General features: G+C 76.9%; 24 protein-coding genes. 15 read left to right on the top strand and 9 right to left on the bottom strand.

Annotation, left to right across the window (positions count from 1 at the left end; translation table 11 throughout):
* Positions 1-128: 128 nt before the first annotated feature.
* Both FHN55_RS20310 and FHN55_RS20305 read right to left on the bottom strand, forming a co-directional pair.
* Positions 129-2,267, bottom strand: coding sequence for a glycoside hydrolase family 36 protein (locus FHN55_RS20310; protein ID WP_139714229.1), 2,139 nt, complete (start codon positions 2,265-2,267; stop codon positions 129-131).
* Between the two features lies 1 nt (position 2,268).
* On the bottom strand, positions 2,269-3,294 hold the full coding sequence (locus tag FHN55_RS20305; RefSeq protein WP_218974863.1) for a TIGR03560 family F420-dependent LLM class oxidoreductase: 1,026 nt from the start codon (positions 3,292-3,294) through the stop codon (positions 2,269-2,271).
* Positions 3,295-3,356: 62 nt separating this feature from the next.
* Here FHN55_RS20305 and FHN55_RS20300 point away from each other — a divergent pair, with 62 nt between their 5' ends.
* The 6 genes from FHN55_RS20300 to FHN55_RS20275 all read left to right on the top strand — a co-directional run bounded on the left by FHN55_RS20300 (position 3,357) and on the right by FHN55_RS20275 (position 9,353).
* A complete protein-coding gene (locus FHN55_RS20300; protein WP_139714228.1) occupies positions 3,357-4,262 on the top strand; it encodes an SDR family oxidoreductase in 906 nt (301 codons plus the stop codon).
* Between the two features lie 69 nt (positions 4,263-4,331).
* Positions 4,332-5,543 (top strand): NADH:flavin oxidoreductase/NADH oxidase, encoded by a 1,212-nt coding sequence (locus tag FHN55_RS20295; RefSeq protein WP_139714227.1) that lies wholly within the window; start codon positions 4,332-4,334, stop codon positions 5,541-5,543.
* Positions 5,544-5,587: 44 nt separating this feature from the next.
* Positions 5,588-6,304, top strand: coding sequence for an SDR family oxidoreductase (locus FHN55_RS20290; protein WP_139714226.1), 717 nt, complete (start codon positions 5,588-5,590; stop codon positions 6,302-6,304).
* Positions 6,305-6,329: 25 nt separating this feature from the next.
* Positions 6,330-7,259, top strand: coding sequence for a hypothetical protein (locus FHN55_RS20285; protein WP_139714225.1), 930 nt, complete (start codon positions 6,330-6,332; stop codon positions 7,257-7,259).
* A 7-nt stretch (positions 7,260-7,266) separates the two neighbouring features.
* On the top strand, positions 7,267-8,211 hold the full coding sequence (locus FHN55_RS20280) for a GNAT family N-acetyltransferase (protein WP_139714224.1): 945 nt from the start codon (positions 7,267-7,269) through the stop codon (positions 8,209-8,211).
* A gap of 80 nt (positions 8,212-8,291) precedes the next feature.
* Positions 8,292-9,353, top strand: coding sequence for an LLM class flavin-dependent oxidoreductase (locus tag FHN55_RS20275; protein WP_139714223.1), 1,062 nt, complete (start codon positions 8,292-8,294; stop codon positions 9,351-9,353).
* Here the strand turns inward: FHN55_RS20275 and FHN55_RS20270 are convergent.
* On the bottom strand, positions 9,331-11,538 hold the full coding sequence (locus FHN55_RS20270) for a diguanylate cyclase (protein ID WP_139714222.1): 2,208 nt from the start codon (positions 11,536-11,538) through the stop codon (positions 9,331-9,333). The genes FHN55_RS20275 and FHN55_RS20270 overlap by 23 nt on opposite strands.
* A 95-nt stretch (positions 11,539-11,633) precedes the next feature.
* Here FHN55_RS20270 and FHN55_RS20265 point away from each other — a divergent pair, with 95 nt between their 5' ends.
* Positions 11,634-12,392, top strand: coding sequence for a LamB/YcsF family protein (locus tag FHN55_RS20265; RefSeq protein ID WP_218974862.1), 759 nt, complete (start codon positions 11,634-11,636; stop codon positions 12,390-12,392).
* 10 nt (positions 12,393-12,402) lie between these two features.
* Positions 12,403-14,034: an urea amidolyase family protein gene (locus tag FHN55_RS23950; RefSeq protein ID WP_139714221.1), complete on the top strand. Its 1,632-nt coding sequence runs from the start codon at positions 12,403-12,405 to the stop codon at positions 14,032-14,034.
* Here FHN55_RS23950 and FHN55_RS20255 read toward each other — a convergent pair.
* Both FHN55_RS20255 and FHN55_RS22915 read right to left on the bottom strand, forming a co-directional pair.
* Positions 14,021-14,584 (bottom strand): hypothetical protein, encoded by a 564-nt coding sequence (locus tag FHN55_RS20255; RefSeq protein WP_139714220.1) that lies wholly within the window; start codon positions 14,582-14,584, stop codon positions 14,021-14,023. The genes FHN55_RS23950 and FHN55_RS20255 overlap by 14 nt on opposite strands.
* Positions 14,581-15,645, bottom strand: coding sequence for a hypothetical protein (locus tag FHN55_RS22915; RefSeq protein ID WP_180357971.1), 1,065 nt, complete (start codon positions 15,643-15,645; stop codon positions 14,581-14,583). Before FHN55_RS22915 ends, FHN55_RS20255 begins: the two co-directional genes overlap by 4 nt.
* A gap of 134 nt (positions 15,646-15,779) precedes the next feature.
* On the opposite strand from FHN55_RS22915, the gene FHN55_RS20245 reads away from it, so the two are divergent.
* The 4 genes from FHN55_RS20245 to FHN55_RS20230 all read left to right on the top strand — a co-directional run bounded on the left by FHN55_RS20245 (position 15,780) and on the right by FHN55_RS20230 (position 18,811).
* Positions 15,780-16,847, top strand: a complete 1,068-nt coding sequence (locus FHN55_RS20245) for a M4 family metallopeptidase (protein WP_218974861.1) — start codon at positions 15,780-15,782, stop codon at positions 16,845-16,847.
* Positions 16,848-17,020: 173 nt separating this feature from the next.
* Positions 17,021-17,935: a DUF559 domain-containing protein gene (locus tag FHN55_RS20240; protein WP_139714218.1), complete on the top strand. Its 915-nt coding sequence runs from the start codon at positions 17,021-17,023 to the stop codon at positions 17,933-17,935.
* Positions 17,936-18,101: 166 nt separating this feature from the next.
* On the top strand, positions 18,102-18,383 hold the full coding sequence (locus FHN55_RS20235) for a protealysin inhibitor emfourin (RefSeq protein WP_139714217.1): 282 nt from the start codon (positions 18,102-18,104) through the stop codon (positions 18,381-18,383).
* Positions 18,384-18,532: 149 nt separating this feature from the next.
* Positions 18,533-18,811 carry a hypothetical protein gene (locus tag FHN55_RS20230; RefSeq protein ID WP_139714216.1) on the top strand — a complete coding sequence of 93 codons (279 nt, stop codon included), beginning with the start codon at positions 18,533-18,535 and terminating at the stop codon, positions 18,809-18,811.
* Between the two features lie 21 nt (positions 18,812-18,832).
* Here FHN55_RS20230 and FHN55_RS20225 read toward each other — a convergent pair whose 3' ends face one another.
* Positions 18,833-19,129 carry a hypothetical protein gene (locus FHN55_RS20225; protein WP_139714215.1) on the bottom strand — a complete coding sequence of 99 codons (297 nt, stop codon included), beginning with the start codon at positions 19,127-19,129 and terminating at the stop codon, positions 18,833-18,835.
* Positions 19,130-19,186: 57 nt separating this feature from the next.
* On the opposite strand from FHN55_RS20225, the gene nhaA reads away from it, so the two are divergent.
* The 3 genes from nhaA to FHN55_RS20210 are packed head-to-tail and all read left to right on the top strand — an operon-like array spanning position 19,187 to position 22,461.
* On the top strand, positions 19,187-20,599 hold the full coding sequence (gene nhaA, locus FHN55_RS20220) for a Na+/H+ antiporter NhaA (protein WP_139714214.1): 1,413 nt from the start codon (positions 19,187-19,189) through the stop codon (positions 20,597-20,599).
* Positions 20,600-20,608: 9 nt separating this feature from the next.
* Positions 20,609-21,523 (top strand): phosphotriesterase, encoded by a 915-nt coding sequence (locus FHN55_RS20215; protein ID WP_139714213.1) that lies wholly within the window; start codon positions 20,609-20,611, stop codon positions 21,521-21,523.
* Positions 21,520-22,461: a methyltransferase gene (locus tag FHN55_RS20210; protein ID WP_139714212.1), complete on the top strand. Its 942-nt coding sequence runs from the start codon at positions 21,520-21,522 to the stop codon at positions 22,459-22,461. Before FHN55_RS20215 ends, FHN55_RS20210 begins: the two co-directional genes overlap by 4 nt.
* Here the strand turns inward: FHN55_RS20210 and FHN55_RS20205 are convergent.
* The 3 genes from FHN55_RS20205 to FHN55_RS20195 form a co-directional block, all read right to left on the bottom strand.
* Positions 22,376-23,239 (bottom strand): serine hydrolase, encoded by an 864-nt coding sequence (locus FHN55_RS20205; RefSeq protein WP_218974860.1) that lies wholly within the window; start codon positions 23,237-23,239, stop codon positions 22,376-22,378. The genes FHN55_RS20210 and FHN55_RS20205 overlap by 86 nt on opposite strands.
* Positions 23,236-23,997, bottom strand: a complete 762-nt coding sequence (locus FHN55_RS20200; protein ID WP_139714211.1) for a lipoyl protein ligase domain-containing protein — start codon at positions 23,995-23,997, stop codon at positions 23,236-23,238. The genes FHN55_RS20205 and FHN55_RS20200 overlap by 4 nt, the downstream gene beginning before the upstream one ends.
* Positions 23,997-24,838: SDR family oxidoreductase (locus tag FHN55_RS20195; protein WP_306821830.1), on the bottom strand; the 842-nt coding region annotated here is incomplete at its 5' end. The genes FHN55_RS20195 and FHN55_RS20200, both read right to left, overlap by 1 nt.

The raw sequence follows: 24,838 nt of genomic DNA, 5'->3' as shown, positions 1-24,838 counted from the left end.
CACATCCTCGGCTGAGGCTCCAGCGGACCCGCCAGCGACGCTGCGCGCGGCACTGGCCACCAGCGCGTCTCAGAAGCGTGCGCCGCCCGGCCGACCGGGACCCCACAGCGCCGATCGACCCTCGGGGGTCAGCGCGCGCGGACCTCGTAGACGCGGGCGCCGGGGCCGGCGGCCCCCGGCCGCAGCACCACACTCCCGGACGACCGCCCGTCGTCCTCCACGCCCCAGGGGCTGAGGACGCGCGGGTACAGCTCCTCGAGGTCGGCCGCCCGCACCCCCGGCAGCTCGAGGGCGATCTCGGCGTCCGCTCCGCCGCGGTGCCACACCGCCAGGACCGTGCGCCCGTCGGCCACCAGCCCGAGCGCGACCGCGTCGCCGTCCCAGAGCGGGTGACCGAGCGGCCGCACCGGGACCGAGCGGACCAGGTGGTGGCGCAGGTCGGCCTTCCACAGCGCGGTCGCGGCGTGCACGAGCCGCAGCTGCGACGCGTCGAGCTGGTCGAGCCGCCCGGCCTGGTACAGCCGTCCCGACAGTCCCGTGACCTGGGTGAACGCCACCTCCTCCAGCGACATCCACGCCTGCGGGTACGCCCAGTTCCCGCACTGCTCGGGCAGCACCTGCCCGGGCGCAGCCGCGGCGACCGGGGGATAGAGCCGGAAGTCCTCCTGGTCGGTGGTCGACTGCAGGTCGAGCAGCTCGAGCAGGGCGAAGTCAGCCCTCATGGCCCCCGACGCGCAGTTCTCGACCACCACGTGCGGGTGCCGCGAGCGCACGCCGCGCAGCCAGGCCAGGTGCGCCCGCTGGTGGGCGAGCAGCCCCTCGCCGGGGCTCAGCGCCCCCAGGTCGGTACCGGGGCCGGGCGTGACGTTGAAGTCGAGCTTGAAGAAGCTGACCCCCAGCTCGCCCACCAGCCTGTCGACGCAGGCGTCGAGGTGGGCCCTCGCCGCGGGGTGGCGCAGGTCGAGGAAGTACCGGCCGTCGTCGTGGACGCGCCGCCCGTAGCGCTGCAGGAAGGCCGCGTCGGGCAGCCCGCCCTGGGCCTCGGGGGCGGCGACGGGTGACTCGACGCCCACCACCTCCGGCTCCAGCCAGAGCCCGGCCCTCATCCCGCGACCGGTGATCTCGCCGAGCACCCGCTCGATGCCGCCGTCGGGGAACCGCGTGGTGCTGGGGACCCACTCCCCCACGCTGCGCCACCACGCCTCGAAGCCGCGTCCGGTGTCGTCGTACCAGCCGGCGTCGATGCAGAACGCCTCGGCGCCGGCGGCCGCCGCGGCCGCCACCAGCGGCAGCAGCCGCTCGGTGGTCGGGTCGCCGTCGAGGGTGTTCATGTAGTCGTTGAACACCAGCAGCGGCTCGCCCTCCACGGGCGTGCCGGAGCGTCCGCGCAGCCAGCGCCGGTGGCGCGTGAGCTCGGCGAGCACCCCGTCGAAGCCGCCGTCCTCCGCGACCGCGACCGAGGCCGGCACGGTGGTGAAGGACTCCCCCGGTCCGAGCTGCTCCGCCCACTGGTGGTCGAGGTCGGTGGGGCCGGTGAGGACGACGGCGAGCGCGTCCTCGCCCGTCCGCACGTCGCCGACCTCCCAGCGCCATCCGCCGGAGTGCTCCACCTGCCAGGCGAGGGCCCTGCCGCCGTCGTCGTCGGCGAGCACGGCGGTGGGGAGGTGGCGCGAGGTCGACCAGCTGGACGTGCTCGTGGCCACCACGGCGCCGCGCCCGAAGGGCGTCTGCCGGTCGGTGGTGGAGTCGGCGAGACCGGTGTTCCCGTACAGGGGCGCCGACGACCAGCGGAACTCGGCGACCTGCTCGCTGCGCCCGGTGTGCAGCCGCAGGCGACGGGGATCGGCACCTGCGCCGAGCACTGCGCCGGTGGCCAGCGTGCTCACGGCCTCCAGCACCACCGGCTCCCGGCCGGTGTTCCGCACGGTGGTCACCGCCCGCACGGCGGCGGCCTGCGGGCCGCCGGTGAACCGCGTGCTCACCTCGAGGCCCGTGTCGCCGTCGCGCTGGACGACGACGAGGACGCTCCCGCCGTCGTCCTCGCCGCTCTCGTGCGAGGCGTACCGCATCCGTCGCCCCACACCGGTGTCGGTCAGCCTCGGGCCGGTGCGGGCGCGGCCGTCTCCGGTGAGGAGCACCTCGACCAGCGGCTGCGTCGCCCCCGTCGGCTCGGTGCTCCCGGGGGCGCCGAGCGCCACCAGCCGCACCGGCGCGCTGTCGCTGTGGGTGAGCACCAGCTCCAGCGCGCCGGTCGACCAGCGGATCACGTCAGGCCGAGAGCGCCGGGATGACGGTCTTCTCGAACAGCTCCACGCCGGAGGTGTCGGTGGCGATCTCGGGGAAGTAGACGATCGGGTAGGTCATGCCGGCCGCCACGAGCGGCTTGAGGTTCTCGACGATCTGCTCGGGCGTGCCGACGGTGATGGAGGCGTCGTAGGACTTCTCCACCTCGGCCTGGGCGACCTCGGCCCCGACGCGCTGGGTGATCCTGTCGAGGATCCAGGCGCGGCGGTCGGCGACCTCCTTCTCCGTCTCGGCGATGATCACGTTGTAGTTGGCCGAGCGGGTGATGGCCTCGTAGGAGGTCCCGAGGTCCTCGCAGTGCCCCTTGAGCACCGCGGACTTGTGCTGGAAGCCCTCGAGGTCGCCCGAGAAGTTCGTGTACTGGGCGTGCTGGGCGGCGATGCGCAGCGTCTTCTTCTCCCCGCCGCCGGCGATCCACAGCGGGATGCCGCCGTCCTGCAGGGGCAGCGGGTTGCACAGCGCGCCGTCGGTCGAGTACTGCGACCCGGAGAAGGTGGACGTGCCGGTGGTCCACAGCTGCTTGAAGATCTCCACGCCCTCGGCCAGCTGCGCGAGGCGCTCCCCGGCGCGGGGGAAGCCGTAGCCGTAGGCGCGCCACTCGTGCTCGTACCAGCCGGCGCCGATGCCCATCTCCACCCGGCCGCCGGAGACGACGTCGACGGTGGCGGCCACCTTGGCGAGGTAGGCGGGGCTGCGGTAGCCCATGCACGTGCACATCTGGCCCAGGCGCACCCGGTCGGTGGCGGCGGCGAGCGCGGCCATGAGGGTCCACGCCTCGTGCACGGCGTCGTCGGTGGGGCTGGGGACCGGGTGGAAGTGGTCGTAGACCCACACCGACTCCCACGGGGTGCCCTCGCGGTCGGCCAGCTGGGCCACCGAGCGCATGGCGCGCCAGTGCTCGGCCGGCTCGAGGCCGACGAGGTCGAGGCGCCACCCCTGGGGGACGAAGAGGCCGTAGCGGAGGTCGGTGCTCACAGCGTCGTTGCTCACGGTGTCACGTTAAACCACAGCGTGCCCGCCGTCACCCCTCGTGCCCGCGCGATGCTGGGCGCGTGACCGACGCGCCGATCGCCGTGACCGGGTCCACCGGGGCCGTGGGCGGGCGGGTGGCCCGCCTCCTCGCCGCCCGCCTCGGCGGTGGCGACCCGCCGCTGCGGCTGCTCGTGCGCGACGCCTCCCGGGCGCCGGCCCTGCCCTGCGCCGCCGGGCCCGCCGACGTGCGGGTGGCCCCGTACGACGACGGCGACGCGGCCCGCCGGGCCCTGGCCGGCGTCGAGGTGCTCTTCATGGTGTCCGGGTCCGAGAGCCTCGACAGGGTGTCCCAGCACCGCACCGTCATCGACGCCGCCGCTGACGCGGGGGTGCGCCACCTCGTCTACACCTCCTTCCTCGGAGCTGCGCCCGACGCCGTCTTCACCCTCGCCCGGGACCACCACGCCACCGAGGCCCACCTCGCGGCGGCGCAGGAGCGCACGGGGATGGCGTGGACGGCGCTGCGCGACGGCCTCTACGCCGACTTCCTGCCCGCGATGGTCGGCGAGGACGGGGTGCTGCGCGGTCCCGCGGGCGACGGGCGCGTGGCGGCCGTGGCGCAGGACGACGTCGCGGACGCGGCCACCGCGGTCCTGCTCGCCGCTGCGGGCCCCGGCGGTGGGGCGGAGCACGCCGGACGCACCTACGACCTCACCGGGCCGCAGGCCCTGACGCTGCACGAGGTGGCCGAGACCATCACGCGCGTGACGGGCCGCCCGGCGCGGTACGAGCCGGAGACCCTCGAGGAGGCGTTCGCCTCCCGCGCGGTCTACGGCGCCCCGCGCTGGCAGGTCGAGGCGTGGGTCTCGACGTACACGGCGATGGCCGCGGGCCAGCTGGACGCGGTCAGCCCGGCCGTGGAGGAGCTCACCGGCCACCCGGCGCGCACCCTGGAGCAGGTCCTCACGGCCGGTCGCGCGCGATGAGAGGGGAACGTCACCGCACGGCACCGTGACGTCACGCTGCGGGAACGCACCCGCCGTCCACTGGTGCGCATGGCCGACCTCTTCTCCCCCTTCACGCTCAAGGGCGTGACCCTGCGCAACCGCATCGTCATGTCACCGATGACGATGTACCGCTCCGTGGACGGCGAGGCGAACGACTTCCACGTGATGCACCTGGGCGCCCGCGCCGCGGGCGGCTTCGGGCTGCTGTTCCCCGAGCAGATCGCCATCACCCCCGACGGCCGCACCACCGTCCACTGCGGCGGCCTCTACGACGACGCGCAGGTCGCCGGCTGGAAGCGCACCACCGACCTCGTCAAGGCCATGGGCGGGGTCAGCGCCGTCCAGCTCGGGCACACCGGCCGCAAGGGCAGCGCCGTGGCGCCCTGGGAGGGCGGGCACCAGGTCGCTGCCGACCACCCCGAGGGGTGGAGGTGCAAGGCACCCTCCGCGGTGCCCTACGGCGCCGACCACCCCCACCCGGTCGACGAGCTGAGCGTCGAGGAGATCCAGGGGATCCACCAGGCGTACGCAGACGCCGCCGTGCGCGCCGTGGAGGCCGGCTACGAGTGGATCGAGATGCACTACGCGCACGGCTACCTCGGCGCCAGCTTCTTCTCCCCCCTCGCCAACCAGCGCACCGACCAGTACGGGGGCAGCCTGGAGAACCGGGCCCGCTTCCACACCGAGGCCCTGGACGCCGTCAGGTCGGTCGTCCCCGAGCGCATCCCGCTCACCATGCGCCTGGGCGCCGACGACCTGCACCCGGCCGGCGCCACCATGGACGAGGCCGTCGCGGCGATCTCCCTCATGAAGGAGCACGGCCTCGACATGGCTGACATCTCGGCGGGCTTCAACACCCCCGAGATGGACGGAACGCCGCTCGGTCAGCCGATGGGCTTCCTGTCGCGGGCGCTGCGCGTCAAGCGCGAGGTGGGCATCCCGGTGGGCGTCAGCTGGAACCTCGGCGTGCCCGCCAACGCCGAGCGCGCGGTGCGCGAGGGCCTGGACCTGGTGTTCCTGGGCCGCCCGGCGCTGGCCAACCCGCACTGGCCGGTCTGGGCGGCGCGCGAGCTGGGCGAGGAGTCGCCGTTCGACCTCGTGCCCGAGGACTACGGCTGGTGGCTGAAGAACTTCCGCGGCCACGCGCCGAGCATCGGCTGGCCCGAGCCCACCGGCACCAGCATCGACCTCGACGCCGCGGCGTCGTCGTCGGTGCCCCACCAGGGCCGCCACGAGGAGGCGGGAGCCGGCGTCGGCTGATCCTCTGTGCGCGCCCGCGCGTCCCGCCACGTAGGTTCGCCCTCGTGGCGGGACGCGCGTGGATCACCGGTGGCGGCTCGGGCGTGGGTGCCGCGTGCGCGCTGTCGCTGGCGGCCGTCGGCTACGAGGTGGTCGTGTCGGGGCGCCGCGGCGACCGCCTCGAGGCGGTCGCGGCGGCCGTGCGCGCGACCGGTGGTGCGGCGAGCGCGCTGCCCCTGGACGTCGCCGACGGCGGGGCCGTGGCCGCCGCCGGGCGGCTGCTGGAGGACTCCGGCGGCGTGGACGTGCTGGTGGCGGCCGCCGGTCTGAACGCCCGCCGGCGCCACTGGGACGACCTCGACCTGCCCGCCCTGGACGCCATCGTGGCCGCCAACCTCACCGGGCTCGCGCACTGCGCGGCGGCGGTGGCCCCCGGCATGCACGACCGCGGCGACGGGCTCGTCGTCGTCGTGAGCTCCCGGGCCGCGGTGCGCGCGTCCCCGGGGGCGGGTGCGGCGTACCGGATGAGCAAGTCCGGCGCCGGTGAGCTGGTGGCCAGCCTCAACGACGACCTCGCCGGCACCGGCGTGCGCGCCACCCACCTGTGCCCCGGTGACATCGCCACCGACTTCGTCGAGGCCCGGCCCACCGCCCCCGACGAGGAGGCGCGCTCGGTGATGCTCACCCCCGACGACGTGGCGCGCGTGGTCGCCTTCATCGCGACCACCCCGGCGCGGGTGCGCATCGACGAGCTGGTGGTCTCCCCCAGCGCCACCCCCTGAGCCGCCACCTCAGTACCGTCGGGGCGTGGCGAAGAAGAAGGTGCACCGGCCCAAGAAGGCGAACGCGACCAAGCCGCGACGGCGCCCGCTGGGACGGGGCTCCGGTCCGGTGGTCGACGACGGCGCGTGGGTGTCGGACCCGGGCGCCCAGCGGTACCTCGGCCCGGGCGACGCCGTGGACCTCGCGCGCGACGGCTACGAGGACGACCCCGAGACGGTCGCCGAGCGCGAGGCCCGGCTGGCCCTGCTCGCCGAGGTGGAGTCGATCCCCGAGGAGCGGGTGGCCGCCGCGCTGCTGGGCAACCCGCTGGTGGCCCACCTCGGGGAGGTGCTGCTCAGCGGCGCCGACGACGACGAGGACCCGGTGGTCGCCGCGCCCGACGGGCTGCGCCCGCTCCAGGACGACGAGGTCGCCGTCCTGAAGCGGTGGAGCCGCGCCGCACTGCTCCTGCACGACCGGTCCGAGGCCGACGCCCTGGCCGCGGAGTGGCGCGAGGGCGGGCAGCCGAAGCTGCTGGCGGCCCGCGCGGCGCTGGCCCAGCACCTCATGGCCGTGGTGGAGGGCGACGACGCCGACCTGGAGGCCGAGTCGCTGGCCTGGCTCGGCGGTGCGGCGACCGCAGCGGGCGCGCCGGGCTCCGCCGCGGGCTCCGAGGAGGAGCTGCGCGCGGCGGCGCTGGACGTCGAGCGCGGAGAGGTGGTCATCGACCTGGTGGCGCGCCTCGCGCTGACGGGTCGGGTGCGGCTGGCCGACGTCGTGGCGGACTCCCCCGCCGGCGACCCGGTGCTGCGCGACACCCGGCTGCTGGCAGCAGCGGGCCTGTTCACCGTGGAGGAGCTGGAGGACGGGGTGCACGTGCAGGTCGACCCCGACCTGCGCGGGGTGCTCCTCGACGTGGCCGACGACCTGGTCACCGCCCTGCACGACGACGACCTGGCCGACCTCGAGGCCTGAGGCTCCGGTGAGGCACGCGCTCCGGCTCGAGGAGCTCGTGGTCGGGCGGCGGGTGGTCGTGCGCCACCGGCTGCCCGACGGGTCGGCCGCTGACGCGCTCGGGGAGCTGGTGGCCGCCGACGGCGAGCGGCTCGTCGTCGCCACGCGCCGCGGTGAGGTCGTCGTCGCCCGGGCCGACGTGCTCGCCGCCAAGGGCGTGCCACCGGCTCCCCCTCGGCGGCGCCCGCGGATCAGCGCTGACGCCCTGGAGCTGGTCGCGGCCGAGCACTGGCGCCCCCTCGAGCGGGAGGACCTCGGCGCGTGGCGCCTGCGGGCCGCGGGCGGCTTCACCGGGCGCGCCAACTCGGCGCTGGCGGTGGGCGACCCGGGCCAGCCCCTCGACGCGGCGCTGGAGCGGGTGCGCGGGTTCTACGCCGCGCGCGGGCTGGAGGCCGTGGTGGCCGCCCCCACGGGCGACCTCACCGAGCAGCTGGAGGGCCGGGGCTGGACGGTCCGCACCCCGAGCCTGGTGATGACGGCCGAGGTGCCGCCCGCCGAGGGCGTCGACCCCGGGGTGCTCCTCGCCGACGAGCCCGACGACGCCTGGCTGGCCGCGTACCAGGGCCGGGGCCCGGTCGGGCCGGTCGGGCGGCGGGTGCTGCTGTCCGCCGACGCGCAGGTGTTCGCGAGCCTGCGAGACGACGACGGCGCGGTCCGCGCGGTGGCGCGCGGCTCGCTCTCACGGGGTCCCGAGGGCACCTGGCTGGGGCTGGCGGCGGTCGAGACCGCCCCCGCCCACCGCCGCCGGGGGCTCGCGAGCCGGGTCACCGCGTCGCTGCTGGGGTGGGGCGCGCAGCGGGGTGCCCGAGCGGCCTTCCTGCAGGTGGCGGCCTCGAACTCCGCCGCGAGGGACCTCTACGAGCGCGCGGGGTTCACCGTCCACCACGAGTACCGCTACCTCGTCGCCCCCTGACACCCCCCTGACACCCCCCTGACACCTCCCGGGCAGCGCGGGGGAGGAACAGGCGGGGCGCGCGGGCGGTTGCCCTGGGCATGAGCCCGCACGTCCCGCTGTCCGTCCTCGACCTCGCCCCCGTCGACCGGCGCGCCGCGCCCGGCCGCGGCGCGCGCGAGACGCTGGCGGCGAGCGTGGAGCTGGCCCGGGCCGCGGAGCGCAGCGGCTACCGCAGGGTCTGGTACGCCGAGCACCACAGCATGCCGAGCATCGCCTCCTCCGCCCCGGCGGTGCTGGTGGCCCACGTCGCGGCCCACACCTCCACCATCCGGCTCGGCGCGGGCGGGGTGATGCTGCCCAACCACGCGCCGCTGACCATCGCCGAGCAGTTCGGCACCCTCGCCGCCGCCCACCCGGGCCGCATCGACCTGGGCCTGGGGCGCGCCCCCGGTTCCGACGGCGCCACCAGCGCGGCGCTGCGCCGGGACCCGTCGGCCGCCGACACCTTCCCCGACGACGTGCTGGAGCTGCAGGACCTGCTCGCCGGCACGCCGCGGCGCGACGGCGTGCAGGCGGTCCCCCACGCCCTCGACGACGACGGGCTGCCCGTGCCGCTGTTCGTCCTGGGCTCGTCGCTGTTCGGGGCGCGGCTGGCGGCGGCGCTGGGGCTGCCCTACGCGTTCGCGTCGCACTTCGCCCCGGACGCGCTCGAGCAGGCGATGGACCTCTACCGCCGGGAGTTCACCCCGAACGGCGGGCCCGGAGCGCTCGAGGCCCCGCACGCCATCGCGGCCGTCAACGTCTTCGCCGCCGACGACGAGGCCACGGCCGCCGCCCACGTGCTGGCGGCCCGGCGGCAGCGCGCGGTGGGCCTGTTCGGACGGGGCCGCCTGCCCGAGGGGACCGAGTCCGCCGACGACGCCACCTTCGACGCCGCCGCTGACGCGCTGCTGGACGCGGGCGCGTCCGTGCACGTGGACCGCATGACGCGGCTGGCAGCGGTCGGGACCCCGGACGACGTGGTCGCCCAGCTCGACGCCTTCGCGGCGCGCGTCGGCGCGGACGAGCTCATCACCGCCCACGGCGCCCCCACGCCCGCCGGGCGCGTGCGCTCGGTGGAGCTGGTGGGCAGCGCGGTCAGCGCGGCGCTGGCAGCCTGACCCCGGAGGTCTGCTGCACCACCGGCAGGCCGAGGGCCTGCACGGCGGGCGCCACCTCGGCCCGGGGCGGCCCGTCGAGGACCACGTCGAGCCCCAGCGCTCGCGCGCTGCGCGTGAACAGGACCAGCAGGGACTCCTCCGGCAGGTCTCCGGAGCGCAGGAGCAGCGCCGTGGCCGGCACGGCGTGCAGCTCGCCCAGGGCGGTGCCCTGGGCGGTCAGCCCCTCCAGCACCACGCCGACCCCGGCGCTGCGCAGCTCGCGCAGGTGAGCGAGCGACGCGGGGGTGGCGAGCGCGGACGGCCCGCAGGTGCGGACCGCGAGCGCTCCCCCCGCGGCGCCGTGGGCGCTGACGGCCTCGGCGACGTCGTCGACCACGTGGGTCCCGGCGACGTGGGCGGCGAGCAGGGGGACCCACACGGGGGGTGCCGACGGGCCGGCTGCGCGCTGCTGGCGCAGCGCCTCGTGGAGCCCCCAGCGGCCGAGGTCGCCGGTGCGGCCGGCCCGCTCGGCGGCGGCCACGAGGGCGGCGTGCTCGAGGTCCCGGCCGCTGCGGCGCTGCCAGCGCACCTGCCCGGCCAGGGCGACGGGCGCGGGCCAGGGGGCGGCGGGCGGCGGCGGCAGCACCGGGGACAGGTCCAGCACGAGGCCCTCCACCGGCCACGCCGCCCGCAGCTCCGCCTCGGCGGCGGTGACCTCCGCGTCGGCGGCGCGCAGGGCGTGGTCGTACAGCTCGACGCGGCCGCGGCCCCGGGCCTTGGCGCGGTAGGCGGCGGTGTCGGCCTCGTGGATCAGCGCGGCGGGCTCGGACGCGGTGTCGCTGACGGCGGCCCCGATGCTCGCGCCGACCGTGACGAGGTGGCCGTCGGCCACGATCGGCTCGGCCACCCCCTGCACCACGCGCTGGGCCACGGCGAGGACGTCCTCCACGTCGCGGACGTCGGTGAGGACCAGGACGAACTCGTCCCCGCCGAGCCTGCCCGCGACGTCGCCGTCGCGGACCGCCGCGGCCAGCCGGTGCGCCACCTCGCGGAGCACGTCGTCCCCGGCGCGGTGGCCGTGGGCGTCATTCACGCCCTTGAAGCCGTCGAGGTCCACGAAGAGGAGGGCGACGTGGGCGCGGCCCGCGCGGGCGGCGGCGAGCGCGCGCGCGAGGTGCTCGGTGCTGGCGGCGCGGTTGGCCAGGCCGGTGAGCGGGTCGTGCGTGGCCTGGTGCTCGAGGGCCCGCCGCATCTCCTCGCGGGCCAGGAGGCTTGCCGCGGCGGCCCGCAGGGCCATGCCCATGCGGAGCACCACGAACACGGACATGACGGCCGAGGCGAGGGCGACGGCGTAGTCGGCCTCCAGGTCGAGCAGCTGCATCACCGCGAGGGTGGCGGGTGCGAGGAGCACGGCCACGAGCAGCACACCGGTGCGGCGCGGCGTCATGCCGCTGGCGGCCGGCGCCTCCCGGTCCGACAGGTCGGCCATGCTGGGGTGCAGCGCGGCGGCGCTCCACGCCACGTTGCTCAGCAGCCAGCCCAGGCTGAGCGCGGTGAAGGCCCACCCGGGCAGCACGGCCCCCCACACGTAGGTGGAGTCGCCGACGAGCAGCAGGGCGATCGCCGCGAGCGCCAGCCAGGCGCTGCGGGACAGGCGCACCGAGCTGGCCACGAGGTGCGCGGCGAGCGCCACGAGCACGACGTCGGACCCCAGGTAGACCCCTCCCACGAGGTGGCTCAGCGCGTCGTCGCCGCGGCCGGCCACGACCGGGCCCACGAAGAGCACCCAGCCGAGCAGCCCCAGGCCGGTCGCGACGACGGCGCCGTCCACCAGACCGCCCAGCTGCCCGTTCGGCCGGGCGCGCCGCACGAGCAGCGCGACGCCGACCAGCAGCGGGACGTAGCCGAGCACGTACAGGGCGTCCGCGACCGTGGGGAAGGTGGTGTCGCCGAAGGCGGCCAGCACGTAGTAGGCGGTGTCCGCGAGGCTCCAGACGGCGTGCGAGGCAGCGACCCACCACCACGCCGCGGCGTGCCGGGGCCGGTGGCGGCGGATGCCCACGACGGTCGCGACGCAGCAGAAGACCCCGACGACGCCGTACGGCACCCCCGACCACGCGATCGAGCCGACGGGTCCGGCCAGCACCACGAAGGCCACCGCCCCGAGCGCGCCCAGCACGGCGAGCGTGCGCCCGTTCCACCCCATGCCACTGCATCGGCAGGACCGCCCACGAACCGGACCGGGTGGTAGGTCCGCCTCCAGGGGGACACCGCACGGCGGGGGGCTGGCAGGATCGCGGGGTGCAGGTGGACCTCAACGCCGACCTGGGCGAGGGCTTCGGCCGCTGGTCGCTGACCGACGACGACGCCCTGCTCGACCTGGTCAGCACCGCCAACGTCGCCTGCGGGTTCCACGCCGGGGACCCCGAGGCGGTGCTGCGGGTCTGCGCCGCGGCGGCCCGCCGCGGCGTGGCGGTGGCCGCGCACCCCTCCTACCGCGACCTCGTGGGCTTCGGCCGCCGGTACGTGGACGCGAGCCGCTCCGAGCTCGTGGCCGACGTGCTCTACCAGCTCGGCGCCCTCGACGGCCTCGCCCGGGCCGCCGGCACGCGCGTCGCCGCGGTCAAGCCCCACGGGGCCCTCTACACCACCGCCGCCCGGGGCGGGGAGCACGGCGAGGCGGTGGTGGAGGCGGTGCACCGCTTCGACCCCGGTCTCCCCCTCGTGTGCCTCGCCGGCTCCCCGCTGCTGGAGCTGGCGCGCGCCGCGGGCCTGCGGACCGTGGCGGAGGCCTTCGCCGACCGCGGGTACACCGCCACCGGCGAGCTGGTCGACCGGCGCTCCCCCGGTGCGCTCGTGACCGACCCGGCCGAGGTCGCGCAGCGGGTGGTGCGCCTGGTCGCGCACGGCGTGGTGCGCACCGCCGACGGCACCGACGTCGCCGTGGCCGCCGAGTCGGTCTGCGTCCACGGGGACTCCCCCGGCGCCGTGGCCGTGGCCCGCGCGGTCAGGTCCGCCCTGGAGGCCGCCGGCGTCGAGGTGCGGGCGGTGCCCGCGTGAGCAGCCCGCCGTGAGGCTGCTGCGGGCGGGCTCGAGCGCGGTGCTCGTGGAGCTCGACGAGCTCGCCGGCGTCCTGCAGGGCGCCCTGGAGGGCGCCCTGGGCGGTGCGACCGAGGTGGTCCCCGCTGCGAGGACGCTGCTGCTGCGGTGGGACGGCCGTCCCGCGCCGGACCTGGGCGAGCTCGCCGGCGCGCTGCGGCCCGTCCTGGACACCGCCGCGAGCCCCGGCCCCTCCGCCCGCGACGACGGGGACGGCGGGGGCGTGGTCGAGGTGCCGGTGGTCTACGACGGCCCCGACCTCGCCGAGGTCGCGCGCCTCACCGGCCTGGACGAGGCCGAGGTGGTGCGCCGGCACACCGCGACGCCCTGGTCCGTGGCCTTCACCGGGTTCGCGCCCGGCTTCGCCTACCTCGTCGGCGGCGACCCGGCGCTGCGGGTGCCGCGCCGCGAGGTGCCGCGCACCCGCGTGCCCGCGGGGGCGGTCGGCCTGGCCGGGGAGTTCAGCGGCGTCTACCCGCGGGCCTCCCCCGGCGGCTGGCAGCTGCTGGGCCGCACCGACCTGCCCGTGTGGGACGCCTCCCGCGAGCCGCCCGCCCTGCTGCGCCCCGGCACCCGCGTCCGCTTCACCGCGGGACCGCCCGCACCCCTCGCGCCTCCCACCCCTCCCGGTGATCATGGTCCCCGGCCTGCGGGAGGTGCCTCCCGGTCGGCCGCCCCCGCCCGCGACGCAGCGCCGCTGCGCCTGGGCGGCCTCGAGGTGCTCGACCCCGGCCCGTCGGCGCTCGTGACGGACCTCGGCAGGCCTGGTCGCGCGGACGTCGGCGTCAGCCCGGGCGGCGCGCTCGACCGCGGGTCCCTGCGCGCGGCGAACCGGGCGGTCGGCGGAGCCGCCGGGGCGCCGGCGCTCGAGGCCGCGGGGCGGCTGGTGGTCCGCTCCCTGGGGCGCACGGTGGTGGCGGTGACGGGCGCGCTCGTCGTCGTCGAGGTCCTCAGGGCGGCCTCGGGCGCCGGCCCGGGGCGGGTGCGGCCGGGCCTGCCCGTCCCGCTGGACGACGGCGACGTCCTCACCCTCGAGCCCGCGGGCGCCGGCGCCGCCGCCTACCTCGCGGTGCGGGGCGGCCTGGACGTGCCGCGGGTGCTCGGCAGCGCCGCCACCGACGTGATGTCCGGGCTGGGTCCGGCGCCGCTGCGCGCCGGGGACGTGCTCGCCGTCGCGGGTCCGCCCTGGCTGGACGCCGCGGTGCCGCTGCTGCCGCAGGAGCGCACCGGGCCGCCGCTGCCCCGCCCCGGCGCCGTGACGGCGCTCGACGTGGTGCTCGGGCCCCGCGACGACTGGTTCACGCCCGCCGCCGTCGAGCTGCTGCAGCGCCAGGTGTGGCGGGTCAGCGCCCAGACCAACCGGGTCGGTGCGCGCCTGGAGGGCGGCGTGCCGCTGGAGCGCCGCGACCCGGGGCGCGAGCTGCCCAGCGAGCCGGCCGTGCGCGGGGCGCTGCAGGTGCCGCCCAGCGGGCAGCCGGTGCTCTTCGGGCCCGACCACCCGGTGACCGGCGGCTACCCCGTGGTCGCGTGCGTGGCGGCCCACCACCTCGACCTCGCCGGGCAGCTGCCGCCCGGCGCCCTCGTGAGGTTCACCGCCCGCTGACCGACCGGCCGACGGGGAGCAGCGCGTCGAGCAGCGGTGCCGGCCAGATCCGGTCCGGTGGGTGGGGCAGCGCGACCTCCGGGCGGCCGGCGAGGACCACGGCGGCGCAGTGGTTGGAGCAGATGAGCCGGTCCGGGCGGGAGAGCGCGGTGCCGAGCCACCGCAGCGGCGGCAGGTGGAGCAGGTGCCCGGCGATCCTGGTGATCTCGCCCCAGTCGTACCCCTGGTCGAGCAGCTGGTGGCTGCGCAGCAGACCGAGGTCGCGCTCGTGGGTGGTCCGCCACGGCCTGACGACCCGCAGCGGCTCGCCGTCCAGCGGTCGGACGCGCTCGCGCAGGCCCGAGCCGCCGCCGTACGGGCCGTCACCGCCGAACGCCTCGTGCGTGCGCCACACCCCCGGCTCGAGCTCGCGGACCAGCACGCCGCAGTGCGCCACCGTCGAGCGGCTCGCGCGCCGGATCACCCACCCCTGCAGGCCGCGACCGCGCGAGAAGAACAGGTCTCCGGGCTCCGGCGCCTGCGGGGTGGGCTGCGTCACCGGGCGAGTCACCGGGCGAGTCTGCGGGCGTCCTGCAGGAGCTGCTCGCGCAGGGGCGCGGCCGGGTCGGCGGGGCAGCGCCACAGCTGCGCGTCCAGCTCGCTGGCCAGCAGCTCGGTGAGCACCTCGCCCTCGGGGCCGTCCCCCGCGTTGAGGAGCAGCCGCCAGCCCGCGCCCCGCAGGCCCTCGAGGACGACGACGACGGCGTCCCCCGGCCACGCCGGGTCGGCGCCGGGGCTCGTGGCGGTGGCGTCGAGGCAGACCACCGGCACGCGTGCCCGCCGGCGGCCCGGCAGCGGCGCCCCCGCGACGGCGGCGAGCACCGCCGGGGAGGCGCAGACCAGCGCCGTGCCGCCGGGAGGCGCGGGCAGCCAGGTGGGCGGGGCGTCGCGCAGCTGCTGCAGCGTGAGCACCGCGGGCAGGCCAGCGGAGGCCATGGCGGCGAGGGCTGCGCCGGTCGGCCCGTCCGGGGCAGCAGGCAGGTCCAGCACCAGCGCGACGTCGGCCAGGGCCAGACCCACCCGCTCCGCCTGCACCGGGTCGAGGTCGGCCGGCGCTGCGACGGGCTCCGGCTCGCGCACCGGAGCCGGTGCGGGCGCTGCCACGGGCGCCGGTGCCGGTGCCGGGGCGGGTGGCCCGGCGACGACCGCGACCGCGGTGGGCGGCAGCGCCAGCGCGTCGCGCTCGTCGTCGTCGTGCTCCTCGCGCACCGGGCCCGCGTCGAGAGCACGGACGGCCGCGACGAGCCCCTCGCTCCACCCGGTGACCTCGCGGAGCAGCTCCTCGACGTCGGTGAGGCGCACGGACAGGTGGGTGCCGCGCACCACGGCGGCCGGACCGAGGACCGCGCGGGCACCGGAGCGCTGGGCGGCGGTGGCGCTGGGCAGCTGGTGCACGGCGACGGGGTCGGCACCGGTCTCGAGCTGCCCGCGGACCCGCTGCACCACCCAGGCGAGCCCGGGTCCGGCGAGGAGCTCGGCGACCTCTGCGAGGACCGCGCGCCCAGGGGTGCGCGACGGCGCGGGGCGGCTCGCGACGACGGCGGGCTCGCCCCGGGAGGGACGGGGGGTCACCCCTCCATGGTGGGGCTCGGACGTCTGCCGTGAGGGCGACTCGGCCGCAGTGCCGCACGACGATTCCTGACGGTGAGGTGGTTGGCGCTCACGCAGAGTGGCCGCTGTCGGTGGTGGGGTCCACCATCGTGACCATGGCTGCCACCGGTCTCCTCCCCACGTGCGTGATGCCGCCCGTGCTGCTGGAGCACCTCGTGCTCCGCGGCACCGACTCCCAGCGCGAGCGCGCGCTGCGGACGCTCTCCCTCGACGCCTCGCTGCGCTCCTCGCGGGCGCAGACCGCCCTGCTGCGCCCGAGCCGGCCGCGCGCCGTCGTGGCCCACGCCCGCGCTGGCGCGCGGCCCGCGCGGACCGTCTACGACTGCCGCTCCTCCGAGGACCTGTCCACGGCCGTGGTGGTGCGCGCCGAGGGGGCGCCGGCCACGGGCGACGCCGCCACCGACGAGGCCTACGACGGGCTCGGCGCCACCTTCGAGCTGTTCCGGCAGGCGTACGGCCGCGACTCCATCGACGACGAGGGGCTGCCGCTGCGCGGCTTCGTGCACTTCGGGCAGAGCTACGACAACGCCTTCTGGGACGGCCAGCAGATGGTCTTCGGCGACGGCGACGGCGAGGTGTTCGCGCGGTTCACCGTCGCCATCGACGTCATCGGCCACGAGCTGACCCACGGCGTCACCGACGACGAGGCGCAGCTGGTCTACAGCCAGCAGTCGGGGGCGCTCAACGAGTCCGTCTCCGACGTCTTCGGCTCCCTGGTCAAGCAGTGGTCGCTGGGGCAGAGCGCGGACGAGGCGGACTGGCTCATCGGGCAGGGCCTGCTGCTGGACCACCCCGACATGGCGCTGCGCTCGATGGCGGCGCCCGGCACCGCCTACGACACCCCTGAGCTGGGCCGGGACGGCCAGCCCGCGCACATGGACGACTACGTGGTGACCACCTCCGACGACGGCGGCGTGCACACCAACTCGGGGATCCCCAACAAGGCCTTCCACCTGGCGGCCACGGCGATCGGCGGCAACGCGTGGGAGGTCGCGGGGCGGGTCTGGTACGACGCGCTGCGCGACCCGTCGCTGCCGAAGACGGCGTCCTTCGCGACCTTCGCGCAGACCGCGCTGCGGGCTGCTGAGGCGCTCGGGCACCGGCGCGGGTCGACCGTCCACGACGCCGTCGGCGACGCCTGGTCGCAGGTGGGCGTGCTCTGAGCGGCGCTGCGAGGGCGCCTCGCGGCAGGGTCCTGCCCCGTCGAGGTGCCGGTTCCGCTGCTGAGCCGCTCCTCGAGGCCCGGAAGTCACTCGGCGCTCCTACAGCTCAGCGCTGTGTGAGCGCCTGTGGACAGCGCCAGCGGCACCGGTCCGACCTGCGCCACGGTGCTCCCGTGTCACGGCCCCCCGCTCCCCTCCCCGCACGCCTGCGCCACCGGTCCTTCACGGTCGACGAGGCGCTCGCGCTGGGGGTGAGCGAGCGCCGGCTGCGGGCAGCGGACCTGAGGGCACCCCACCGCGGGGTGCGGGTCAGCCTGGGTGTCGAGTGGACGCCACTCGTCGCCCTGCAGTGCGCGCTGCTGGCGGGGCCGGAGGGCGCGGTCGGCACCGGCGCCCACGCCGTCGTCGCCCTGGGGCTGCCCGCGCCGTTCGGCGCACCGGACCCGACGACGGCTGAGCCGGTGCTCGCCCTCCCCCGGGGGACCCGGGCGCCGCGCCGCTCCGGCTTCGCCGTGCGCCCCGCGAGGCTGCACCCGCAGACGCGCACCTGCCGGGTGCGGGGCGTGCTGCTCCTCTCGCCCGAGGACCTCTGGGCCCAGCGCTGCGGCGAGCTCGACGAGGAGAGCGCGGTCGCGCCGGGCGACGCGGTGCTCAGGGTGCTGCGGAACGACCTGGCGGCGATGCGCGCGGCCCTCGAGCGGTTGCCGGTCGAGGCGCGGGCCACCGCTCGGCGCGTGCTCGACCAGGTCCGGCACGAGGTCTGCTCCCCGGTGGAGACCCGGCTGCGGCTGCTCCTCGCCCGTGCCGGGGTGCCGGAGGCGAGCCACTTCGCCGCTGCGCTGCCGCGCGAGGGCCGGGCGGACGTGTGGCCCGACCTGCAGTGGGACTCGGTGCGCGTGGCCGTCGAGGTGGACGGCCCCCACCACGGCGAGGACGAGCAGCACGAGCGCGACATCCGCCGCCGTCGGCGGACCGAGCACCACGGGTGGACCCAGGTGGTGGTCTCCTCCCGGGAGGTGATGAGGCAGCCGGACGACGTGGTGCGCTGGGTGAGCGACGAGCTGCGGCGCGCCGGCCTGCGCTGGTGACGGACCTGCCGCGTCTGGTCGGAACCCTGCCTCGACGTGTCGGAACCGAGCCCGGGTTCCGACACCTCGAGGCAGGGTTGCGACACACCGGGGCAGGGTTCCGGCACCTCGCGGCGGCCCGGAGCGGCCCGGAGCGGTTGGACCGGCACTGCGCGATGATGGCCGTGTGCGGGTGGTCGTGGAGCGCAGCGGGGGCTTCGCCGGCGTGGTCCGGCGCGGCGAGGCCGACGCGTCGCAGCTCGACGACTCCACCGCGCAGCAGCTGCGCGACCTCGTGGCCGCCGCGGCCGCCGGTGCGCCCGGTCCCGGCTCGCGCCGCGACGGGTTCTGCTACGAGGTGGTGCTCGAGGACGACGGCGAGACCGCAGCCGGGCCGCAGCGCGTCCAGCTGCGCGAGGGCTCGATGCCCGCGGGAGCGCGCCAGCTGCTGGACGGCCTGCTCCGCTGAGGCGCGACCGCTGGGATCTTCAGCCCCGGGGCTGACCGGTCTGCCCGCTGCGTCCGCCCGTGGTCGCCCAGCGGCCTCCCAGGAGACGCACCGCTGGAAGGGTGTGCTCGTGGAGGTCCGAGGCGCACGCTGGGTCCACGCGAAGGGACGTGGTCACCGTGGTGGTGCTGGGAGCTGTCGGGCTGGTCGTCGGGGTGGGAGCCGGGGCGCTGCTGCTGGTGGCGCTCGCCCTGTCGGTGCGCGCGGCGCGGGTGGGCCGCCTCACCCCCGGCGAGGACGGGCTGCCGCTGGTGGGAGCGCGCCACGCGCAGTTCGGGGACGCGACCGCCGCCGCTAGGGCTGCTGGGGCCTCGCCGGCACGGCCGCTGCGGCTGGTCCGTCCGTCCTGCGACGCGGCAGACCAGCCGCAGCCCGCGCGCGCCGCCTGACCCCGGGGCCGAGCACCCCGCTCAGGAGGCCCGCAGCTCCTGCTGCGCCCTCACCGTGGTGATGGTGCCGAGCAGGTGGGTGGTCGCGGGGGCGGCGTGGCGGCCGCTGCGGCTGCTGCGGCCGGCCAGTGCGGCCAGACCGGTCAGGCGCAGCACGTCGTCCCAGCTGCGCGCGCCGGCCGCCGGCCGGCTGCGGTCGGCGCGGCGGCCGCGTGCGGGCGCCGGGCCCCAGGCCGGGTCGAGGGTGGGCCGCTGCGAGGCCACCACGGCGGGGTGGACGGCGCTGGTGAAGACCATGTCGGTGTCGAGGAGGCTCATGCGGGCAACCGTGCTCCCCGGCGCTTGCGGCCCGCTTGCAAGCGGCATGCTGACCGCGTGAGCTCGACCGGCCCGACCACCGAACCGCTCCCGGGCCGCCCCGGCCCCGCCGTCAGGGTCGCCCTGCCCGTCCCGGTGCTGTCCCAGCCGGTCCGCCGCTTCCTGGCCACGGAGTCCGGCAGCGCGGTGCTGCTGCTCCTCGCCACGGCGGCCGCGCTCGTGTGGGCCAACCTGCCCGGCGGCACCTACCAGACCGTGTGGGAGACCACCGCCGGCGTCACGCTCGGCGACGCCGGCCTGACCATGGACCTCGGGCACTGGGTCAACGACGCGCTCATGGCGGTCTTCTTCTGCACCGTCGGCCTGGAGATCTCGCGCGAGGTCACGGTCGGGCACCTGCGCAGCCCGCGCGCCGTCGTCGTCCCCGCCCTCGGGGCGGTCGGCGGTCTGGTGGTGCCGGCCCTGCTGTTCTTCGCCTTCACGGCCGGCACCCCGGCGGCCGTCGGCTGGGGCATCCCCATCTCCACCGACACCGCGTTCCTCGTGGGCATGCTGGCGCTGTTCGGGCCGCGCTGCCCGGACAGGCTGCGGCTGTTCCTGCTGACGCTGGCCATCGTCGACGACATCGGCGCGGTCACCGTGATGGCCGTCTTCTACAGCCACGGCGTCTCCGTGCCGGCGCTGCTGCTGAGCGCGCTGCTCCTCGCCGTCCTCGTCGGGCTGCGGCTGGCCGGGGAGTGGCGGCTGACGCCGTACGTCGTCGTCGGGATCGCCCTGTGGGGCGCGGTGCACGCCTCCGGCGTCCACGCCACCCTCGCCGGCGTGCTCGTCGGGCTGGTGGTGCCGGCCACTGCTGTGGAGCCGGAGCAGCGCGACCGGGTCCGCGCCTTCGGGCGGGCGCTCATCGAGCGCGCCGACCCCACCCGCGTCCGGCTGGCCACCTCGGCGGTGCGCGCGTCCGTGCCGCCCAACGACCGGCTGCAGGCGGCGCTGCACCCGCTGTCGGCGTTCCTCGTCGTCCCGCTGTTCGGCCTCGCCAACGCGGGCGTGAGCCTGTCGGGCGAGACGCTGCGCGCCGCGGTCGGCTCTCCGCTGACGTGGGGCGTCGTCGTCGCCCTCGTGGTCGGCAAGACCGCTGGCATCGCGGTCGCCGCCGGGCTGGCGCTGAAGTTCCGCCTCGGCGACCTGCCCGGGCGCGTGCGCTACGGCCACCTCGTGGGCGGCGCCATGATGGCCGGGATCGGCTTCACCCTCAGCCTGTTCATCACCGACCTCGCCTTCGACGACCCCGTCCTGCAGGCCGAGGCGAAGATCGGCGTGCTCGCCGGGTCCCTGCTCGCCGCCGTGCTGGGAGCGCTGGTGCTGCGGGTGCTCGGCGAGCGGCTGCCGCTGTGCTCCCCCGACCTCGACGACGACGGCGGGCTGCCGGCCCTGCCGAGCGGTCCCTGGACCGACCCGACCCGCACCTAGGCTGCCTGCGTGGCAGTGCTGCACACCACCCTCGGACCGCTGGCGGAGCAGGACTGCGGGCTGGTGCTCCCGCACGAGCACCTCGTCGTCGACTTCCGCACGCCCGACGAGCAGCCCGCAGACGCGCTGGACGTCGAGGAGGTCGTCGCGACGATGGCGCCCGCCCTGGCCGACGCGGGGGCCGCGGGCGTGACCGTGCTGGTGGAGTGCACCCCGCCCGGGCTGGGCCGCCGGGCCGACGTCCTGGCCGCGGTGAGCCGCGCCGCCGGGGTCCCGGTGGTCTTCGCGACGGGCGTGTACCGCGAGCCGTGGGTGCCCGGGTGGGTCTACGACGCCAGCGACACCGACCTCGAGGAGTTCATGACCCGCGAGCTCACCGGTGGCGTCGACGGCACCGGCGTGCCGGCCGGGTTCATCAAGGTCTCCGCCGGCGACGACGGGCTGCGCCCGGTGGAGGAGCGCGTGCTGCGCGCCGCCGCGCGCGCGGCGGTGCGGACGGGCGCGCTGGTCGGCTCCCACACCGCTGACGGCCGGGTGGTGCTGCAGCAGATCGCCGTCGCCGCCGCCGAGGGGCTGCCGCCCGGCCGGTTCCTGTCCATCCACACCCAGCTGACGGCCGACGCCGGGCTGCGGCAGGCGGTCGTCGACGCGGGGGCGTGGATCGAGTACGACCACGTCGGCCAGGGCGACGACGCGGCTGCGCTCCGGCTGGTGCTCGACTCCCTCGAGGCCGGCCACGAGGACCGCCTGCTGGTCTCGCACGACGCCGGCTGGTACGACCCGGCCCTGCCGGGCGGTGGTCCCCGCAGGCCGTTCACCACGCTGACCGGCACCTTCCTGCCGGCGCTGCGGGAGGCCGGGGTACCGCAGCAGACTGTGGACGTGCTGACGCGCCGCAACCCCTTCCGGGCCTTCGCGCGATGAGCGCGGTGCGCGCGCTGCAGGCCCTGGTCGACGACGACCCCGAGGCCGCCCGCCGTGCCGTGAGCGGTGACACGTCGCTGCTGGGGTCAGCCCTCGCGCAGCACCTCGACCGGCAGCTGGACGGCCAGCGCAGCGGGTCGGTCTACGACGCGCCCGCGGCGTTCGAGGCCTTCATCCGCGGCGGCGGGAACGTGCAGCTCTACGACGCCACCCGTGCGGCGCTGGCCGCGGCGTACGACGCCGAGCAGCCCGCCGCCGTGCTCGACGTCGGCTGCGGCGACGGGACGGCGCTCGTGCCGGCGCTGCGGGCGGCCCGGCACCACCCGGACCGCGTCGACGTGGTCGAGCCGTCCGAGCCGCTGCTCGAGGCGGCCCTGTCCGAGCTGCGCGCGTGGCGGGTGCACCCGTGGCCGACGACGGTGCAGGAGTTCCTGACCCGCCTCGACGAGGACGACGACGCGCCGGCCGGCTGGGGCGTCGTCCAGTCCACCTTCGCGCTGCACACGCTCCCCCACGCCGAGCGCACCGAGGTGCTGCGCGCGCTGCTCCCCCGGACCGGCCGGCTCGCGGTGGTGGAGTTCGACGTGCCGCAGGTGCCGGTGGGCAGCCCCGAGCACCTGGAGTTCCTGGCCCGGACGTACGAGCAGGGCCTGGCGGAGTACGACGACGACCGCGAGCTCGTCGCGCAGGGCTTCCTCATGCCCGTGCTCACCGGGCAGCTGCGCCCCGGCGCGGTGCGGGCCACCTTCGAGCAGCCCGCGCAGGCCTGGGCGGAGCAGGTCCGCAGCGCCGGCTTCGCCGACGTCGAGGTCACCGCCCTCGACGACTACTGGTCCTCGCCGGCGTTCCTGCTCACCGCGCGCGGTGGAGCACCGCTGTGGCGAGGGCCGGCCACGCCGTGGTCGCCCACTCCCCGAACGGCTCCGCCGACGCCGTGACGAGCGCCAGGGAGCGCGCCCGGTCCACCCACAGCGAGGTGCCGCTCTGGCCGAAGTGGCCGAAGGTCGCCGGGTCGTTCTCGGGGCTGGTCCAGTGCGGGTCCTTGTCGGCGCGGACCTCGGCGCCCAGGCCCCAGTCGTTGTGGGCCTGCTTGCCGAAGCCCGGGAGCACCCCCACCAGCCCGGGCCGGCTGGGCGTGCGCAGGGCGTCGACGACGGCGACGGGCAGCACCCGCGGAGCCAGCAGCTCGCCCGCGAACAGCGCCAGGTCAGCCGTGGGCGCCACCAGCCCGTGCGCGGCCGACCCGTCGAGCCGGGTGCTGGTCATGCCGAGGGGCTGTGCGACCAGCTCGCGCAGCAGCTCGGCGAACGGCGCACCCGTCAGCGCTGAGGCGTGCGCGGCGGCCACCTCGATGCCGGTGTTGCTGTAGATCCGCCGCTGCCCCGGCTGGGCGCGCACGCGCCAGGTGCCGGGGCCGCCGGCCTCGAAGTCGAGGCCCGAGGTGTGGTCGAGCAGGTGCGACAGGGTCGCGCCGGGCGGGGCGGCGTCGGCAGGGAGCGCCTCGTCGAGGTCCGCCTCGCCGTCGTGGACGAGCACCAGCACGGTGAGCGCCGAGAGCAGCTTGGTCACCGACGCCCAGCGGCGCGGCGCCTCGAGGTCGCCGGTGGAGGCGAGCGGAGCCCCGGGTTCCACGACGACGACGGAGGCCGCCGGGTCCGGCCACTGCGCCACGTGCTGCGCGAGCACCTCCGGGAGCGTCGCAGACAGATCCGTCACGGCTCCAGCCTGCCAGCGAGCGCCGGGACGAGCGCCGCGGCCACCTCCTCCACGGTCACCCTGTGGTCACCGGGGACGTGGTCGGCGACGGCGCCGACGGTGGCCGGGTCGAGGTCCAGCCCGAGAGCGGCGTACACGTCGGTGGTGACCGCCCGCAGCGGCGCCGAGCCGTCCACGACGAGCAGCGCCGAGACGAGGTAGGCGCGGCGGGTCTGGCGCTGCGCGGTGCCGGCCACCTTGGTGGCTCCGGGAGGGACCCCGGGCGTCATGACGTGCACCGAGTGCTTCCCGGGGCAGTACTCCCGCGGCAGCTCGCCCGTCCGCGCGTCCAGGCCGAACCCGCCCAGCACCTCGACGAGGGCGTCGGCGACCAGCTCGAAGCGCTCGGTCATGCCGTGGCGGGGGTCCTCGCTGCGGCCGATGACGTCGATGACCAGCGTGTCCGCGTGGTACGGCGCCATCCGGCCGCCGACGGGCCTCACGACGGGGTCGAACCCATGCGCACGCGCCACCTCCTGGGCCGCGGCGAATCCGGGCAGCAGCGCGTCGCGGCGGCTGAACGCCGCGGTCGGCGCCGGGCGCAGCAGCCGGACGAGCTGCGGGCTGCGGCCCTCGCCGACGTCCGCGAGGAGCGCGAGGCGACGGGCGGCGTCGTCGTCGGCGGCCAGCGGAGGGTGGAGGGACGTGTCGAGCCGGTCCTCCAGCTCGAAGGGGCCCGTCATCGCCGCAGCCGGTCGGTCGGCCGGGGTCGCGGTCATCACCAGATGGTGTGCCCTCCGTCGACCAGGAGGTCCACCCCGGTCACGAACGACGCCGCGTCCGACAGCAGGAACGCCACCGGGCCGAACACCTCCTCCGGCTGGGCGTTGCGGCCCAGCGGGGTGTCGGCGGCGTACCCGGCCATGAGGTCGACCTGCTCCGGGCGCATCGCCATGGGCGTCAGCGTGTACCCGGGGCTGACGGTGTTGACCCGGACGCCGGACGGTGCGAGCTCCCACGCCAGCGTGCGGCCGAGGTGGATGACCCCGGCCTTGCTGGCGTTGTAGTGCCCCTGGTGCAGGCCCCGGTTGGCGATGCTGCCGGACATCGACGCGATGTTGACGATGGTCCCGCCCCCGGCGCGCTGCATGGCGCGGCCCTGCGCGCGGCAGGAGGTGAAGACGCCGACGAGGTTGACGGCGAGCACCTCGGTGAACTGCGGCGTCTCCATCTCCAGCGCGGGTGCGGCGTTCGCGATGCCGGCCGCGTTGACCGCCAGGGTCACCGGGCCGAGCCGGGCCTCGGCGGCGCCGACCGCGGCGTCGACGGAACCCTCGTCACGGACGTCCGCGGACCACGCGATGGCCCGCGCACCCAGCTCGCGCAGCTCGGTGACCACGGCGTCGAGGCGGTCCTGGTCACGCGCCACGCAGGCCACCGCGACGCCCTGCACCCCGAGCCCCAGGGCGACGGCACGGCCGATGCCGCTGCTGGCCCCCGTGACGACGGCGACGCGCCCGCCCAGCCCGAAGTCGGCGCCCATCAGCTGGCGGTGCGCGCGCCGTGGCGGGCGAGGACGGCGGTGGCCTCCTGGCGGGCCGGGCCGGCCGCCGAGGCAGC

Source organism: Streptomyces sp. NP160 (assembly GCF_006335115.1).
In the GTDB taxonomy this organism is placed as follows: Bacteria; Actinomycetota; Actinomycetes; order Actinomycetales; family Quadrisphaeraceae; genus Quadrisphaera.
The sequence above is the reverse complement of the archived record's forward strand: the minus strand, read 5'-3'. Positions and strand labels throughout refer to the sequence as shown.